Source organism: Roseateles chitinivorans (genome assembly GCF_002761755.1).
Taxonomy (GTDB): domain Bacteria; phylum Pseudomonadota; class Gammaproteobacteria; order Burkholderiales; family Burkholderiaceae_C; genus Roseateles; species Roseateles chitinivorans.
The window spans coordinates 37500-53375 of record NZ_PEOG01000038.1; the positions used below are offsets into that span (position 1 = coordinate 37500).

Below are 15876 nucleotides of genomic sequence, written 5' to 3' on the forward strand. Positions count from 1 at the left end.
CGAGCGCTGAGCCATGGACTTCGCCAAGACCTTCCTGCTGTTCGTCGTCACCGCGCTTGCCGAGATCGTCGGCTGCTACCTGCCGTACCTCTGGCTCAAGCAGGACAAGTCCACGTGGCTGCTCGTGCCCGCGGCCGGGAGCCTGGCGCTCTTCGCGTGGCTGCTTACGCTGCATCCGACCGCCGCCGGCCGCGTCTATGCGGCCTATGGCGGTGTCTACATCGGCGTGGCGATGGTGTGGTTGATGCTGGTGGACAAGGTCAAGCCCACGCTCACCGACTGGATCGGCGTGGCCGTCAGCCTGGTGGGGATGGCGATCATCATCCTGGGGCGCCGGCCGGCGCCCTGAGCGCGGTCACCAGTACTTCGGCGGCGCGCCTACCAGCGGGGCCTTGTTGCCGAAACGGCGAAGATCGTCCTCGCCATCGAGGATTCCGGCCTCCTTGGCCGCACGCTGCGCCGGCGTCAGCGGCGACACCGCCTTGTGCGGGTTGTGCTGCGGCGTCAGCCCGAGCGACTTGCCCGCGTCGTAGATGTAGTTCATGGCGCGCATCTGCCACGCGGGGTATTTGCCTGTGCCCACCCAGGCCCGGCACAGAAAGTAATGCTCTACCGCGGCCATCGTCGCGTCGTCGTCGTCGATCAGCCGCGGCGCATAGCTGTCCAGCTTCGGATAGCCATTGAAGCCGGCGTTGCGGACCTTGTACAGCCGCTTGCGCAGCTCGGTGTAGCGGTCCTTCTCGGGCAGTCCGAGGACTTCGCCCTCCCAGGCCCCGATGAGTTCATTCACACGTCGGTAAGTCAGAAGATGCTTCGACATCTGGGTCTCCCTGAATCGTGGATAGACCGCGCCCTCGCTGAGAGGCGGCTCGACATCATTCACTTCCCAACGATCGTCAATGTCCCATCCTGCGCATTGCCCGGCTCGCCGCTGACCGCGCGGCGATCGACCTGGCCCTCGCAGCCGCGCGCGCTGCATTGATAGGCCACCAGCCGCAGCGGCTGGTGGGCCTTGGGCTCCGAGCGCTCGACGACGCGCAGCGACAGGGTTCCCGCTGTCGGCCCCGAGACCAGCGAATCGCAGCCCGTCCAGTACCCGACGAAGCGATGCGCCGTCCTCCCCGGCGCCGCGCCATCGAAAGGCACCAGCACCACGCTGGTCCAGCGCTGGAAGGTGCCGCTCTTGCCCACGCCCGCGTGCGAGAACTCCAGGCAGGTGCCCCAGCGCTGACCGCCCGCCATCACGCGGTACGCGTCGGTCGGGGTCCAGTCCAGGTCGGGCAGGGCGTCGCCGCCCTGCGCCTTGTGCTCCACGACCTGCAGCCGCCGACCGCCCTCGGCACGCGCGAAGCCGCCCTTGTCGCGGTCGATGCGCAGTTCGCCGGCATCGACGAAGCAGCCCTGGGGACCACACCAGCCTTCCGTCTTGAGCGGCTCCAGCACCGCCGCCGGCGCGTTGCCGCGCAGCGCGTCGCGCAGTTCGGTGGCATTGCGGGCCACGGTGTCGGCCTGCGCGGCGCAGGCCGTGAACAGCGCGCCGGCCAGCGCCGCGCCCATCCAGGCGGTCATCGACGAGGCGAGGGCCGCCCTCGGCGACGAAGCCATCGAGCGCGCGGTCGGCAGGGTGGGCATCAGTCGTATTCCTTGTTGTTGGTCGCCTTCACGAAGGCGGCGTTGTACTTCCAGAAGATCGTGCCGCCATAGGCGGCGGTGGACTCGTATTTGTAATCCCATTTGCCGCGCAGCTTGGTCTTCTGCCCCTGCGCATTGCGCCACCACTCTTCGCCAGGGACGTCCTTGTCCTTGATGTCGTAGATGTTGTGCTTCGGGTCGGTGATGTGGATGCCGGCCTTGACCTTGGGATGCTTGTCGTAGTTCGACTTGATGTCCGCGCCGTCCCAGAAGTAGGCGCCGTTGGAGTAGTCGGTGCCGCTCGGGTCGAGCGCATTGCGCGCGCCGCGCACCGCGTCGCTCATGCCGGGGTCCTTGGCGATCTCCTCGGCGCTGGCCTTGATCAGCTTGCCGTGCCGCTGGTTGCCGTCGTGCGCCGCGAAAGCGAAGGTCTTGTCGGCCTTGATGAAGGCGCTGATCGTCTTGTAGCCGCGGGCCTTCTGCTGGCGGACCAGCACGTTGGCGATGGCGGCCATCTCCTCGAAGACGTTGCCGGTCGAGCCCTCGCCATAAGCGACGGCGGCCAGCGCACGGGTGTCGTCATCGATGGCCGGCGGCTTGTCGCGCGGCGCGGTGCCGACAGGAGCCGCCAGCGGCGACGCCGCGCGCACCATCGTGCCCTCGTCGATCTCGAAACAATTGGCGCCGGCGCCGAGCGGCCCGGGAATGCGGCAGGCAGGCATGGGAATCTCCTGAAACGGCCCCAGGGTTTTCAGGCGGCGCAAGGCCTGCCCCTTGTACGGAACCGGTGAGGACAGACGGTAGCGGGCGCAGGGCGGCGCCCAAAGTGACTTTCGCCTCTTTTGCGCGCGATAGGCGCCCCCTACCGTGTCGGCCAGGGAGATCCTGGAAGACCTATGGCCTCACCGTTCCGCCTCAAAACCGCCTTGCCCGACGACGTCCTGCGCGTGCATTCCTGCACCTCGCGCGAGGGCCTGAGCGACGCTGGAGACACCACGCTGACGCTGCTGAGCGAGCGCAAGGACATCCTGGCCTCCGAGCTGCTGGGCAAGCTGGCGACGCTGACGATCGCGCTGCGCGAGGATGCGCCGCGCCACGTGAGCGGCTATGTGACGCGCTTCGCGCAGCGGGGCTTCGAAGGCAAGCACTGCGTCTACGAGATGCAGCTCAAGCCCTGGCTGTGGCTGCTGTCGCGCACCTCGGACTGCCGGATCTTCCAGGAGATGTCGGTGCCCGACATCGTCAAGCAGGTGTTCGAGGACCATCCGGTCGCGCGCTACGAGTTCAAGCTGCTGCGCCCGTACCGGACCTGGAACTACTGCGTGCAGTACCGCGAGACCGACTTCAACTTCGTGGCGCGGCTGCTGGAGCATGAGGGCATCTACTGGTACGTCGAGCACGACGAGAGCGGGCACAAGGTGGTGCTGTGCGACTCGGCCAGCGGGCACGACGCGAAGCCGGGGTGCGAGTCGCTGCCGTTCTATGGGTCTGGCGCCCAGGCCGCGCCCCAGCTCGAGTATGTGCAGAGCTGGAACAGCGCCGAGTGCGTCAAGCCCGGCAAGGTCGTCATCACCGATTACGACTTCCAGCGCCCGTCGAATGACCTGGAGACCAGCCGTGGCCAGCCGCGGAACTACGACCTGTCGGACGGCGAAATCTTTGACTACCCGGGTGGTTTCATCGTCGGCGGCGACGGCGCGCAGTACGCCGAGGATCGCCTCGATGAATTGCAGACGGCCTACCAGAGTCATGAAGGCTCGACCAATGCGCAAGGTGTGCATGCGGGCCACCTGCTGACGTTGACGAGGCACCCCCGAGACATCGAGAACGCGGAGTACCTGGTCACCTCCACGGTGCTGCAGTTGCAGCAGGCCGCAAACGAAGCGGCCTCCGGCGACACATCATTGCGTTGCAGCTTCTCCTGCATACCTTCGAGCCAGCAGTACCGGCCGCCACGGCGTACCCCCAAGCCGCTGGTCGCCGGTCCTCAGACCGCGATCGTCACCGGCCCCGCCGGTGAGGAGATCCATACCGACGTATTCGGACGGGTGAAGGTCCAGTTCCATTGGGACCGGCGCGGCAAGCGCGACGAGCGCAGCTCTTGCTGGGTAAGCGTCGCGCATCCCTGGGCGGGCTCGAACTTCGGCGGTATTCACATTCCGCGCATCGGGCAGGAAGTGATCATCGGGTTCATCGAAGGAGACCCCGACGCGCCCATCATCATCGGACGGACGTACAACGGCGAGAACCTGCCGCCATGGGAACTGCCGGCCAACGCCACCCAGAGCGGCTTCCTGACACGCTCGACCAAGGGCGGGAGCTACGGCAATGCCAATGCGATCCGCTTCGAGGACAAGCAGGGCGCCGAGCAGCTCTGGATTCATGCGGAGAAGAACCAGGACATCGAGGTCGAGAACGACGAGACGCATTGGGTCGGCCAGGATCGGATGAAGACGATCGACCGTCATGAGACGGTCCGGGTCAAGGGCAATCGCACCGAGACCGTCGACCTCAATGAGCAGATCGACATCAAGCAGGATCGGACCGAGCACGTCTTCGGTCGCGAGACCATCACGATCGACCAGAACCGCGTCAATACGATCGGCCAAAACCACCAGGAGTCGATCGGCAAAAACCACAAGACGACCATCGGCAAGAACCAGTCGATCAACGTTGGCAAGCACCTCACCGAGACGGTCGGGATGACCAACATCCAGAACGTCGGCCTGGCCAAGATGACCAACGTCGGCCTGGGTTACATGGTCAACGTCGGGGCGGCCTACAGCCTCAATACTGGCGGCCTGATGAACGTGGTGGTCGGCGCGGCATACAACGAGCAGATCGCCAAGAGCCGATCCATTTCGGCCGGCGACAACATCAAGATCACGGCGTCCAAGACCCTGTCCATCACCGGCGAGCAGAAGATCACCGAGAAGGGCAAGGAAGTCTTCATCGAAGGCAGCACGAAGCTGGTCCTCGCAGTGGGCGCAAGCACCATCACGATGACTGCTGGCGAGATCAACATCAACTCGCCGCTGGTAAAGATCAACTGCCCGGCCGGTCCGGCGATGACGGTGGCTGCGCCGGATTCGAAGGGGCAGGTCCAAACGAATCTCGGGCAGGACGTTGATGACATCGCCGGCAAGTCGCCCACGTTGCAGAAGGACCTGGCCGAACTGAAGAAGGACAACTGGAAGGTCAAGTACGGTCCGAACGGAGGTGGGTCGCACGCGAATCGGCAGAGTCAGGAAATTGTGATCGACGGCGCCCTGAAGAACGACCCCAAACAAGCGGCCCAAGTTTTGGCACACGAAGTCGGCCACGCGAAATATCCCTACAAGGCGGATGTATCGAGCAAGCAGGCTTATGTGAGCGGCACTTTGGCTGACGAGGGCGCGGCGACAATGAAGAACATTCAAGTGCGGCGCGAAGTGTTGGCCAATGGTGGTCCTGACATTGGTATTGCCGGCAATGCCAAGAATCACCCGCAGTACGAGGCAGCGTACAACCAGTATCTCAAGGATGGAAACGCCGCCAAGGCGCGTGACTCAATGGGGTCCATCTTTGGCAACGGAGAGCGGGTTTCCATTCCACCTCATCCGACGTACAACGACTACTATGGTGGTTGGTATGACAAGACGTATGGGGGTAAGCCTTGATCTATCGCCGGACCTTGTGTGTCGCGACTGTGGCGTTGTTGATCGGTGGTCTCAGCGCGGCGGCGCGAGAAAGCGATGACTCTCGGAAGAAAACCATGAAGACATTCGACATCTGGACACTTGTTGACTACTTGCCGACCAGGATGCCTCTTGAAAGGGACACGATTCAAACCATTCTGGGTGCGGTGCTTCGCGAGACCGACTCAAACGAGTTCACGGCCTTTTTCGAAGGTGGTCCAGTGCTGCTGAAGAATGATGTCGAGATTGAGTCTATCGATCTACGTGTCAACAGGGAAAGGGCCTCTCGGCGTCTCCTGGTCTTGAAGTTCGCGGGCAAGTGCGTGACGAAGGCGGAGGTTTTCGGTCGAAACCAGGGGCTCGAGTTGACAGATCATCCCCGTGGTCGTTCTCTCGACGAAGAGACCAGTTGGTCTGTGAAGCAATCGTGGGGGCAGCTCAGCTTTGGCTTCTCGGAGCGCAATCCAGACTGCCTGCGCACAGTCGTTTTCAAGACTGACTGAAGAGGCGATTTATGCAACCTGCCGCACGCGTCACCGATCCCCACACCTGCCCGATGGTGGACCCGGGCCCGAAGCCGCACGTAGGGGGGCCGATCTTGCCGCCCGGTTGCGTGACGGTGCTGATCGGCGGACTGCCGGCGGCCCGCCAGGGCGACAAGGCCTTCTGCGTCGGTCCTCCGGACACGATCGTGCAAGGCGAGTCGACGGTGCTGATCGGTGGCAAGCCGGCGGCGCGGCTGGGCGACAAAACGGCGCATGGCGGCGTGATCGTCGCGGGCTTCCCGACGGTCTTGATCGGCGCGAAGGCGCAGGGGAAGTGCCTGATCGACGCTGCAGCCTCGGGCGCACCGTTCGTCGAGAGCATCGACTGAGCGGGACGTGGACGAGACGCCGCAATCGGTCCGCGCGGCGCGGGCCGAATACCTCCACGAACTGCTGTTCAGGTCCGGCACTCCGGTGTTCGCGCTGCTGGACGCGGCGCGCGACCCGGGCGTCGTCAAGCTGCTCGAGACGGGCGACTGCCCCTACACCTGCCTGTATGCCGGCCACTCCGGGGAGATATACAAGCCGTACGCGCCGTATCTGGCCCAGGTCGCCAAGGGCAGCCGCGTGCTGGACACGCTCCTGAGGAAGGGCTGGGGGCAGAGCGTCGGCTACTTCATCGGCTCGCGCTCAGAGCCCGGCGAACTGCTCACCCATTTGCGCAAGTTCCTGTTCGTGGACTTGCCGGGCAAGGAGCGTCGGGCGTACTTCCGCTTCTATGACCCGCGCGTGATGCGCGCCTTTCTGCCGACCTGCTCCGACGAGCAACTCGACGATTGGCTGCGCGAGCACCTTGAATGGTTCGTGATCGAAGCCGAGGAGGGAGCCTGGGCCCGGGTGTTCGTCCGCACGACACCGGAGCGCCGCGAGGCGCAAGGTGTCTCGGATCGGCTTGTGCTCACCCCAATTCAGCTGCCGGTAGTCCCGGCCTCCCAAGACGAGATGGCCCATGCCCCAGATTCCCGCATCGCAGTTTGATCGGCTCCTGCAACAGGACATGCCAGCCTTCGTCGACAAGACGCTGGCAGTGGTCCGCGAGAGTCATCCCGGTTACCGACAGAGCGACGACATGCTGCGTGACTCGATTCGCGCGGGCTTCAAGCGCGCGCTCCTGCACGGGTTGACCACCGACGAGCAGTTGATGGAGTACGTGCTGGTGATGTTCGCGTCGGCCCCGAACTTCGATCAGCACCCGATGATCGCGCGGGTGCTCGGCGATGCCCGTTTCCCGATCGAGGTGCGCTGGGAGCGAATCTTCGAAGAGGACTTCGACGACTTCTGGGGAGAGATCTCGGAGCCTGACTTTTACGACGGCGAATACTGGAAGGATCCGACACAGCCGAAGGTGAAGCCCCTGGGGCCGGACGAACAGCCGACTGCGGACGATTGGGCGGAGCTGGTCGTCGGACTGAAGCAGGCGCAGGGCCCGGGGCCGTATCCGCCTGCGACGCAGAAGGAACTCGATCAGGCCAAGCAGGATCTGGTGAACGCCATCAAGAAGCGTCGCGAGACCACGCCTGAGGAATGGGACGCCAAAGCCCGGGAGGTCGCCAAGAGCCTGCCGAAGAAGCGTCCCTGAACGCGCGACTGAGAGGAGCGGGAGCGTGGGACAGGAACTCGGACAACTCAACAACGCAGGCGAGGCCGCGAAGCTGGAGTCACAGCTCCAGAAGCTGACCAGCAGCAAGGAATGGGAGATCGCGCAGGGCGCGGTCGACGCGGCGGGCATCGTTGATCCGACGCCGATCAGTGACGGCATCAGCGCCGTGATGAGCGCAGCGAAGGGCGATTGGATCGGTGCTGGACTGTCGGCGGTGTCGATGATTCCGTACCTGGGTGACGCGGTGGCCAAGACCGCCAAGGGGGCTCGGGCGATCAAGAAGCTCAAGGAACTGACGGACGCCATCGCATCGACCATCAAGAAGCTTGACGCGGTGAAACTCGCCAACAAGAAGTTGGCGGCCAAGCGCGTGAGGGACGCGCGCAAGAAGGCCGAGGATGCGTGCGCGGGTTGCAGGCCGCATGAGAAGTACGGCGTGCACGGTCTTCCACAGAGCAAGCCTCCAAAGCAGGAATGGAGGAACGGTACGCCCGGAGACGGGACCTTTGTGCGTCAGACCCCGAAAGGCGAACTGCAAGTTCCTTACGAGAATGGCTATCCGAACTACGACAAAGCGACACTTGGTGGAAAGCCGGTGGTTGCCAGCAATGTCGAGATTCCCCACATGAATGGGAGCCAAGGACCGGATGGGGCCGACTTCAAGGCTGCCGCGGAGGAGATGCGCAGATCCTCCGGGAATAAGCATTGGCCGGGGAAGAACGCCACCGATTCGCAGGCAGGGCAATCCGTGCCCGACGGCTACACCTGGCACCACAAGGAAGACGGTGTGACGATGCAACTGATTCCGAAGGAAGCGCACACGGGCGTCTCGCATACCGGTGGCGCCTCAATCGTTACCGACCCTAAGTTCTGATGTTGAGAAGGAAGTCCAAATGACCTGGAAGATGGTGTTCCCGAAGTTCGATGCCTATCCCACAGTAACGGCGCAGGACGTGCGGGCATTCGAAGAGCGAAATCAGCTGTCGTTGCCCAAGGACTACGCGGACTTCCTGGTGCGCCATCGGGGATCGCTGCCCATGTTCCAAAACGAGCGCGGAGAGTACACGCGTGCTGAGTTCAATGTGGAATGGGGCGACAAGCCGGCGCGGGTGAGTGGTCCGATCGTTCATTTGGAATCCACCTTCAGCCTCTTCGAGGGCAAGAACGTAAAGTCGGCATTCGAGAGCGGTTACGACCTTGACGACAACATTCTTTGGAACGATCACCTCTATCCCCCCGGCTTGCTCCCAGTCGGATCGAACGCGGGGAACTCTCTGTTCATGCTTGGGGTGAATGAGGAGCATGCGGGTAAAGTCTTTTTTCTTTCCACCTTCCATGTGCCGGATCCCATCTCTTTCGAACACATCGGATTCATCGCTCCCACGTTCACCGACTTCATGGCATCGGCTCGCCCGGCCGAAAGGAACTGAGATCGGCTAGTGCGCATAACCCGATCGGCCTTAAGGGGACGGTGACGTACCGCGGATGAATGGATTCACCTCGGTCGAAGCGGATGACATTGCGCCTTTGAGGTTCGTAACAATCTGGCGCTTCCGTTGGAACGCCTCCCGATTCATACGCGATGTTGTTCTCGATACCGCCTTCGCTCTACGAATACTGCCAGCCGACGCTACTGACGGAGTGGTCGGAAGAACTGCTGTCGCACTCCTTTGATACCCGCTTCGTCCACCTGGATGCAGCGCAGTCTGAATTGCTGCGTCGCGGCCCGCTTTGGCGCGGGCCGGTGTGGGGCTATGCCGACCCGACCGCCAGCGCGTTGATCGAGAAGCTTGAGGTTGCGTTCGAGGCATTCGGCGGTGAGGCGTTCGTTCGGACTCATTGGCGCAGTGGCAAGGACTCGTCGCTGTTTCAGCGAATGCGAGGGCGCTTTGCTTCGCCATGGATGGCCATGTCTTCCCTTCGAGAGTCGCTGCGCTTCCAGGAAGACGCGGCAATGTTGGGTGCCATCCGCGTGCTTCCAATCCTCGTCGTGCGGCGCTGGGTGCCCATCGAGCCTTGGGCGGAGTTCCGTTGCCTAATTCGCGGTCGCCGTTTGATTGGCATCTCTCATCTGCGTAATCAACCGTCGCTGCCGCCAGCGGTCCGCGCGCGGGCCGGCGTTCTCCACCGATTGATTTCCGAGTACGTCCAGACGTGGAGCGGCCTCCTTCCACGAGATGCCGTGGTGGCGGATGTGGTCGCGCCGGAGTGGGATGGGCGTGCGCTCGACGACATGGCGCCGCCGCGGCTCGTTCTCTCCGAGCTCAATCCCTGGCATTCGATGACTGACGCGGGATGGTTCGATTGGGGCCGTCCCGACGATTTCGACGGGTCGCTCCGGTGCAACTGACAGCCTCGGACGGTGAACTCCCCAGCCGGTGGTCAAGGGCAGTTGCCGCCCCCCGGATTCTGAATCGGCGAAGCAAGTTCACATGACCTGGAAACTGGTGTTCCCCTTCGTGCATGACTACCCCGTCATCACTCGCGAGGACATCCTCGCTTTCGAGGGACGCAATCAGCTGAAGCTGTCCGCCGACTATGCGGCGCATCTGCTGGCGCACCGCGGCTCTTCGCCGATGTTCCAGAACGAGGACGGACGATTCCGGGCTGTCGAGTTCGATGTGGATTGGGAAGGGAAGCCAGCCAAGAGCTATGGAGATCGATGCGGTCTGGAGAGCACTTTCAGCATCTTCGAAGGCAAGGACATTGAATCGCCGTACAAGGGCGGATGCGACCTGGACGACAACATCGTCTGGAACAAGGATCTCCATCCGGCGGGCTTGCTGCCGATCGGCATGGACGCTGGCAAATCGCTGTTCCTGTTAGGGGTCGAGGGGGAGTTGGCGGGGCGAGTCTTCTTCCTGTCAACCTTCCACATCCCGTGTCCCATGTCTTACGACCACATCGGTTTCATCGCTGATTCCTTCACCGCCTTCCTTGCGGCCGCGCGCCCGATGCACCGTGACGACTGAACTCACCCTGGACCTCTGGGCCGTGCTCTCGCTCCTGATTGGCCAGACGCCCCTGGATGCGCCGAAACTGGCCTCCGCGCTGCAATCCCCGGTGGTCCAGCGCGACATTCACAACGCCTGGACCGACGGCTTCTTTGCCGGGCCGGTGACGCTCGCGGAGGGCGTGCGGATCGAGGAAGCTTTTCTGCGTATGAGCCGGCGCGATCCGTCGAACGCCTGGGGCCTCGTGCTGAAGATCGGTGGCTCCTGCGTGCCGCGCGCGGAGGTGCTCCGTCGCCATGAGGGGCTCGCGATCACCGGCCATCCCCGCGGCGGCTCCCTGAACGAGGAAACCGTCTGGTCCCGCCCCACGCCCTGGGGCAAGCTGACCTTCGGCTTCGCCGAGCGCCGCGAGGACTGCCTGAGCACCATCCTCATCGCCGGACCCGCCTGGTGAGCGCCGCGACGCGTTATCGTTCGCCCCCATGACCGACACCCACGCCACCGCCCCCCTGTCGCTCCCCGAGCTCCACCGTCTCCTCGGCCTCACCGAGGTCGATGCGCCGCTGATCGCCTCGATCCTCGCGCACACCACGCCTGCCGGCGCGCCGGCGCCGACCGAGCTGTCCCAGAAGCGCAAGAAGGAGATCCGCGCCGGATTCGTCCTGCTCAAGGAACTCGGCGTCGTGATGTCGTTCACCCCGCGTGAAACCCATGCCGTGGACTTCGGCGAGCCGTTGGGGCCTGGCACCCATGTGCTCAGCGCGCTCTTCTACTACCCCGAGGGCAGCGAGGAAGTCGAGCCCTACGCCGGCGAGGCGCCTTTCGCGTCGACACCGGTCGAGACCCGCGAGCAGGCGCTCGCCGCCTACGGCGAGCCGTCCGATGGCGAAGAGGACGAGGGCATCGTCGAGTGGGAGCAGTGGCAGGTCGAGGACCGCGAGCTGACCGCTGACTACGCCGACGACGGCGCTGTGCTGACGCTCACCGTCGCGCTCCCGCTGTCGCTCTGAGGCGCGCGGGCCGGGCAAACGCCATGCACCCGGTTTCCCCTCGTTTCGTTCAGCGTGCCGGCCTCGTGGCCGTGGCCATGGTCGTCGGCACCGTCGCGCCCGTGTATGCGGCCCTCAGCTTGAATGTGGCCCAGGATGTCTGGTCGAGCGGCTTCTGGAACGGCCAGTTCAAGCTCGAATCGAATGCGGCCTTCGCCGTTGCTGGCACCAGCTGGAATTCGCCGGTCGAGGCAGCGCCTGTGGCAGCGCCAGCGTCCGCCACAGACCTGTCCGTGCCCGCGACGGGCCAGTTCAAACCGCCATTCAGCGTCGCCACCGATGGCCGCATCCTCGACAGCCAGGGCACCGCGGTGTCGATCCGCGGCGTCAACTGGTTTGGCTTCGAGACGCCGGACCTGGTCGCCCACGGCCTGTGGCAGCGCAACTACAAGGACATGATCGGCCAGATGAAGGACCTGGGCTTCAACGCGGTTCGGCTGCCGTTCTGCCCGGCGACGCTGCATTCGACCGGCCGGCCCAGCGGCGCGCTGAACACCAGCGTCAATCCCGACCTGGCCAACAAGACGCCGCTGCAGGTGCTGGACCGGATCGTCGCGGAGTTCGCGACGCGCGGCTTCTATGTCCTGCTCGACCATCACCGGCCGGACTGCAACGCGATCTCCACGACGCCGCAGATCCCCGGCTACACGCTGGACCAGTGGGTGGCCGATCTGCAGTTCGTCGCCGACCGCTACCGCAACGTGCCCAACGTCTTCGCGATCGACCTGAAGAACGAGCCGCACAGCAGCGGCGGCAGCGGCGCCTTCTGGGGCACCGGCGACATCGACAGCGACTGGAAACTCGCCGCCGAGCGCGCCGGCAGCGCGGTGCTCGCGACCAATGCCCGCCTGCTGGTGTTCGTCGAAGGCGTGTCCGACAACAACGGGCGCTGCGAGCACGCGGATGCCCATTGGTGGGGCGGCAACATCGAGCCCGCCGCCTGTCATCCGATCGACGAGACCCGCATCTCGCGCCATCGCCTGGTCCTGTCGCCCCACCTCTACGGCCCGTCGGTGAGCGGCCAACCCTATTTCCGCGACGGCACCGGTTTCCCCGACAACATGCCGGCCATCTGGCAGAACCAGCTCGGCCGCTTCATGGGCAGGAACGCCGTGGTGCTGGGCGAGTTCGGCGGACGCTTCACCGACCAGGACCGCCAGTGGCAGGTCAAGTTCGTCGACTGGTTGAAGTGCAAGGGCGTTCGCAACTTCTTCTACTGGTCGTGGAATCCGAACTCCGGTGACACCGGCGGCATCCTGCAGGACGACTGGCAGTCCGTCTCGCTCGACAAGTACAACAACCTCAAGCGCCTGTGGGACGGCTCCGCCGTCGACGCCAGCGTGTGCCGCTGAACCCGGGCCGCCGGGCGGGGAGGGCGCGGCGGCGTCTGTGGTCTCTGTGGCGTCACCCACACTGGTGACATGCGGTCGCCGGCTGATTCACCCCTTTACAAGGGAGCGGCGCGCGAATGACTTTGGTCGCTTCCGGCGCTCCTCGCACCGGCCTACCGTGAAGGACCACTCCCCGGGTCCCCCTCCGGTCCGCCCATGGCAAGTCCATTCCGCCTCAAGACCGCGCTCGGCGACGATGTCCTGCGTGTCCATGCTTGCGCGTCGCGCGAGGCGCTGAGCGACCTCGGCGAGACCACGCTGACCCTGCTGAGCGAACGCAAGGACATCCGCGCGTCCGAGTTGCTGGGCAAGGCCGCCACCTTGACGATGGCGCTGCGCGACGACGCACCGCGCCAGCTGGCCGGCTATGTCACCCGCTTCGCGCAGACCGGCTTCGAGGGCAAGCACACCGTCTACCAGATGACGCTGCGCCCCTGGCTGTGGCTGCTCACCCGCACCGCGGACTGCCGCATCTTCCAGGAGATGACCGTTCCGGACATCGTCAAGGCGGTCTTCGACGACCACCCGGTGGCGCGTCACGAGTTCAAGCTGATGCGGGCCTACCGGCCCTGGACCTACTGCGTCCAGTACCGCGAGACCGACTTCAACTTCGTCGCCCGCCTGCTCGAGAACGAGGGCATCTACTGGTACTTCACCCATGACGAGGCCGGCCACACGCTGGTCCTGACCGACGCCGCCTCCGCGCACGACTGCGCGCCCGGCTGCGAGACGCTGCCGTTCTACGGCAGCTCCGCCAACGTGCCGCCGGAACTCGAATACGTCGACACCTGGGTCACGCAGGAGAGCCTGAAGCCCGGCAAGGTCGTCATCACCGACTTCGACTTCGAGCGGCCGTCCAGCTCGCTGGAGACGCACCAGGATCGCACCCGCGACTACGACCTCTCCGACGGCGAGGTGTTCGACTATCCCGGCGGCTACCTGCAGGCCGGCGACGGCGCGCAGTATGCGGAGGACCGCCTCGACGAGATCCAGACCGCCTTTGCTCGCTTCGACGGCGACACCAATGCGCAGGGCGTGCGCACCGGCCACCTGCTGTCGCTGGAGCGGCATCCGCGCGACGACCAGAACGCCAGGTACCTGGTCACCGGCACGACGATCCAGCTGCGGCAGGCCGCCAACGAGTCGGCCTCGGGCGAGTCGGACCTGCGCTGCCGCTTCAGCGCCATTCCCGCCGACCAGCAGTTCCGCCCCGAGCGCCGCACGCCCAAGCCGATGGCGCCGGGCCCGCAGACCGCGATCGTCACCGGCCCGTCGGGCGAGGAGATCTTCACCGACAAGTACGGCCGGGTGAAGGTGCAATTCCACTGGGACCGCCGCGGCCAGCGCAACGAGACCAGCTCCTGCTGGATCCGCGTCTCGCAGCCCTGGGCCGGCAAGGGCTGGGGCGGCGTGTCCATCCCGCGCATCGGGCAGGAGGTGGTGGTCGATTTCGTCGAGGGCGATCCGGACCAGCCGCTCATCACCGGCCGCGTCTACAACGCCGAGCAGATGCCGCCCTACGGCCTGCCGGCCGCCGCGGTCATCAGCGGCATCAAGTCCAAGACCCACAAGGGCGCCGGCTACAACGAGCTGTCGATGGACGACACCGCCGGCAAGGAGATGATCACCATCCACGGCCAGTACGACATGGCCACGACGATCGAGCACGACCAGACCTCGACCATCCACAACAACCGCACCGACACCGTCGATGTCGACGACGCGGAGACGGTGGGCAACAACCAGACTCAGACGGTCGGGGTGGACCAGACGATCTCGATCGGGTCCAACCAGACGATGACGGTGGGCAGCAACCGCAGCAAGACCGTGGGCGTGGACGAGACGCTGACCGTCGGCGCCAACCAGGTCGAGAGCATCGGCGCCACCCGCACGCTGACGGTGGGCGCGGCGGACACGCAGAGCTTCGGCAGCACGCAGACGGTCACCGTCGCGCTGCTCAAGGCGGAGACGATCGGCGCGGCCTATGCGCTCACCGTCGGCGCGGCGATGAACCAGGCCATCGGCGCGGCGCTGATGCAGGAAGTGGGCGCGGCGAAGGTGGTGGCCGTCGGCGGCCTGAGCTCGGAGCAGGTCGGCCTGAGCAAGGCCGTGTCCGCCGGCACCAACATGAACCACGAGGCCGGCGCCAAGATGAGCCAGAAGGCCGGCTCCAGTTATGCGGCGCAGTCGGGCTCGACGATGAGCTTCCAGTCGGGCGGCGACTACAGCGTCAACAGCAAGGCCAAGGCCGGCGTCGAGGCGGCGTCCGAGCTGGTGCTCAAGTGCGGCTCCGCCCAGCTGATCCTCAAGAGCAGCGGCGACATCACGCTCAAGGGCACCAGCATCACCATCCAGGGCAGCGGCAAGATCGGCATCAAGGCCGGGGGCAACCTCGACTTGAAGGGCTCGCCCAACATCAACCAGAACAGCTGAAGGAGGCGCGATGTCCAACCCCTTCGATCTTGCGCCGCTCATCGGCCAACCGCAGGCCCTGTGCCGCGGCGAAGTGACCGAGGTGGATGACGAGGGCCGCCTGCGCGTGCGGCTCCCCGGTGGCGACCTGCTGCGCTGCGAGCTGCTCCAGCCGGATGCACCCGGCGCCGCCTGCAGCGGCGGCGACGCGGTGCTCGTGTGGCAGGACGGCGCCGGCGGCGGCATCGTGCTGGGCCGCATCGGGCGCCAACTGGCCCAGGCGCAGCCGGTGGCCGACCCGAAGGCCTTCGCCGATCGACCGGAGACGCTCGTCCTCGAGGCGCGTGGCGACATCGTGCTGCGCAACGGCCAATCCCGCCTGCGTCTCGGCGCCGATGGCGACGTGGAGATCGTCTGTGCCAGCTTCGCCACGCGCAGCCGCCGGCTGCTGCGGCTGCTGGCGCCGATGATCAAGATGAACTGAGCGCGTCGATCGTGAACTCCGCCCTCGTGATGCCGGCGGCCGGACCGGCCGCGCCGATCGGCGCCTCCCGCGCAGGTACCGGCGCGGCGTCCCGACGCCTGATGCTCGATCAGCCCGGGCTGCTGGACCTCG

The 15876-nt window shown here is 65.2% G+C and carries 18 protein-coding genes; 15 read left to right on the forward strand and 3 right to left on the reverse strand.

Annotation, left to right across the window (positions count from 1 at the left end; translation table 11 throughout):
* The first annotated feature begins 13 nt into the window (after positions 1 to 13).
* Positions 14 to 349: a YnfA family protein gene (locus CS062_RS14880; RefSeq protein ID WP_099862394.1), complete on the forward strand. Its 336-nt coding sequence runs from the start codon at positions 14 to 16 to the stop codon at positions 347 to 349.
* 6 nt (positions 350 to 355) lie between these two features.
* Here the strand turns inward: CS062_RS14880 and CS062_RS14885 are convergent, their stop codons facing one another.
* The 3 genes from CS062_RS14885 to CS062_RS14895 are packed head-to-tail and all read right to left on the reverse strand — an operon-like array spanning position 356 to position 2354.
* Entirely contained in the window at positions 356 to 820 is a 465-nt protein-coding gene (locus tag CS062_RS14885) for a hypothetical protein (RefSeq protein WP_099862395.1), read from the reverse strand.
* A 59-nt stretch (positions 821 to 879) separates the two neighbouring features.
* Complete coding sequence (locus CS062_RS14890; protein ID WP_099862396.1) at positions 880 to 1632, reverse strand: hypothetical protein; 753 nt, start codon at positions 1630 to 1632, stop codon at positions 880 to 882.
* A complete protein-coding gene (locus CS062_RS14895; RefSeq protein ID WP_233218071.1) occupies positions 1632 to 2354 on the reverse strand; it encodes a hypothetical protein in 723 nt (240 codons plus the stop codon). The genes CS062_RS14890 and CS062_RS14895 overlap by 1 nt, the downstream gene beginning before the upstream one ends.
* 174 nt (positions 2355 to 2528) lie before the next feature.
* On the opposite strand from CS062_RS14895, the gene CS062_RS14900 reads away from it, so the two are divergent.
* From CS062_RS14900 to CS062_RS14965, 14 genes are all read left to right on the forward strand, one after another.
* Positions 2529 to 5291, forward strand: a complete 2763-nt coding sequence (locus tag CS062_RS14900) for a type VI secretion system Vgr family protein (protein ID WP_099862397.1) — start codon at positions 2529 to 2531, stop codon at positions 5289 to 5291.
* A gap of 95 nt (positions 5292 to 5386) precedes the next feature.
* Positions 5387 to 5812 (forward strand): hypothetical protein, encoded by a 426-nt coding sequence (locus CS062_RS14905; protein ID WP_099862398.1) that lies wholly within the window; start codon positions 5387 to 5389, stop codon positions 5810 to 5812.
* 11 nt (positions 5813 to 5823) lie between these two features.
* Positions 5824 to 6183 carry a PAAR domain-containing protein gene (locus CS062_RS14910; protein ID WP_099862399.1) on the forward strand — a complete coding sequence of 120 codons (360 nt, stop codon included), beginning with the start codon at positions 5824 to 5826 and terminating at the stop codon, positions 6181 to 6183.
* A 7-nt stretch (positions 6184 to 6190) separates the two neighbouring features.
* Positions 6191 to 6832, forward strand: coding sequence for a DUF4123 domain-containing protein (locus CS062_RS14915; protein ID WP_158238800.1), 642 nt, complete (start codon positions 6191 to 6193; stop codon positions 6830 to 6832).
* Entirely contained in the window at positions 6804 to 7433 is a 630-nt protein-coding gene (locus CS062_RS14920) for a hypothetical protein (RefSeq protein WP_143742353.1), read from the forward strand. Before CS062_RS14915 ends, CS062_RS14920 begins: the two co-directional genes overlap by 29 nt.
* A gap of 25 nt (positions 7434 to 7458) precedes the next feature.
* Positions 7459 to 8328, forward strand: coding sequence for an HNH endonuclease (locus CS062_RS14925; protein WP_099862402.1), 870 nt, complete (start codon positions 7459 to 7461; stop codon positions 8326 to 8328).
* Positions 8329 to 8347: 19 nt separating this feature from the next.
* Positions 8348 to 8884, forward strand: a complete 537-nt coding sequence (locus CS062_RS14930; protein ID WP_099862403.1) for an SMI1/KNR4 family protein — start codon at positions 8348 to 8350, stop codon at positions 8882 to 8884.
* A gap of 152 nt (positions 8885 to 9036) precedes the next feature.
* Positions 9037 to 9804: a cell division cycle protein 123 family protein gene (locus CS062_RS14935; protein ID WP_099862404.1), complete on the forward strand. Its 768-nt coding sequence runs from the start codon at positions 9037 to 9039 to the stop codon at positions 9802 to 9804.
* 82 nt (positions 9805 to 9886) lie between these two features.
* Complete coding sequence (locus CS062_RS14940) at positions 9887 to 10426, forward strand: SMI1/KNR4 family protein (RefSeq protein ID WP_099862405.1); 540 nt, start codon at positions 9887 to 9889, stop codon at positions 10424 to 10426.
* A complete protein-coding gene (locus tag CS062_RS14945; protein ID WP_099862406.1) occupies positions 10416 to 10862 on the forward strand; it encodes a hypothetical protein in 447 nt (148 codons plus the stop codon). The genes CS062_RS14940 and CS062_RS14945 overlap by 11 nt, the downstream gene beginning before the upstream one ends.
* 28 nt (positions 10863 to 10890) lie before the next feature.
* Positions 10891 to 11418: a hypothetical protein gene (locus tag CS062_RS14950; protein WP_099862407.1), complete on the forward strand. Its 528-nt coding sequence runs from the start codon at positions 10891 to 10893 to the stop codon at positions 11416 to 11418.
* A gap of 65 nt (positions 11419 to 11483) precedes the next feature.
* Positions 11484 to 12809, forward strand: coding sequence for a glycoside hydrolase family 5 protein (locus tag CS062_RS14955; protein WP_158238801.1), 1326 nt, complete (start codon positions 11484 to 11486; stop codon positions 12807 to 12809).
* Between the two features lie 195 nt (positions 12810 to 13004).
* Positions 13005 to 15281, forward strand: coding sequence for a type VI secretion system Vgr family protein (locus CS062_RS14960; RefSeq protein WP_099862409.1), 2277 nt, complete (start codon positions 13005 to 13007; stop codon positions 15279 to 15281).
* 10 nt (positions 15282 to 15291) lie between these two features.
* A complete protein-coding gene (locus CS062_RS14965; protein WP_099862410.1) occupies positions 15292 to 15744 on the forward strand; it encodes a hypothetical protein in 453 nt (150 codons plus the stop codon).
* Positions 15745 to 15876 lie beyond the last annotated feature (132 nt).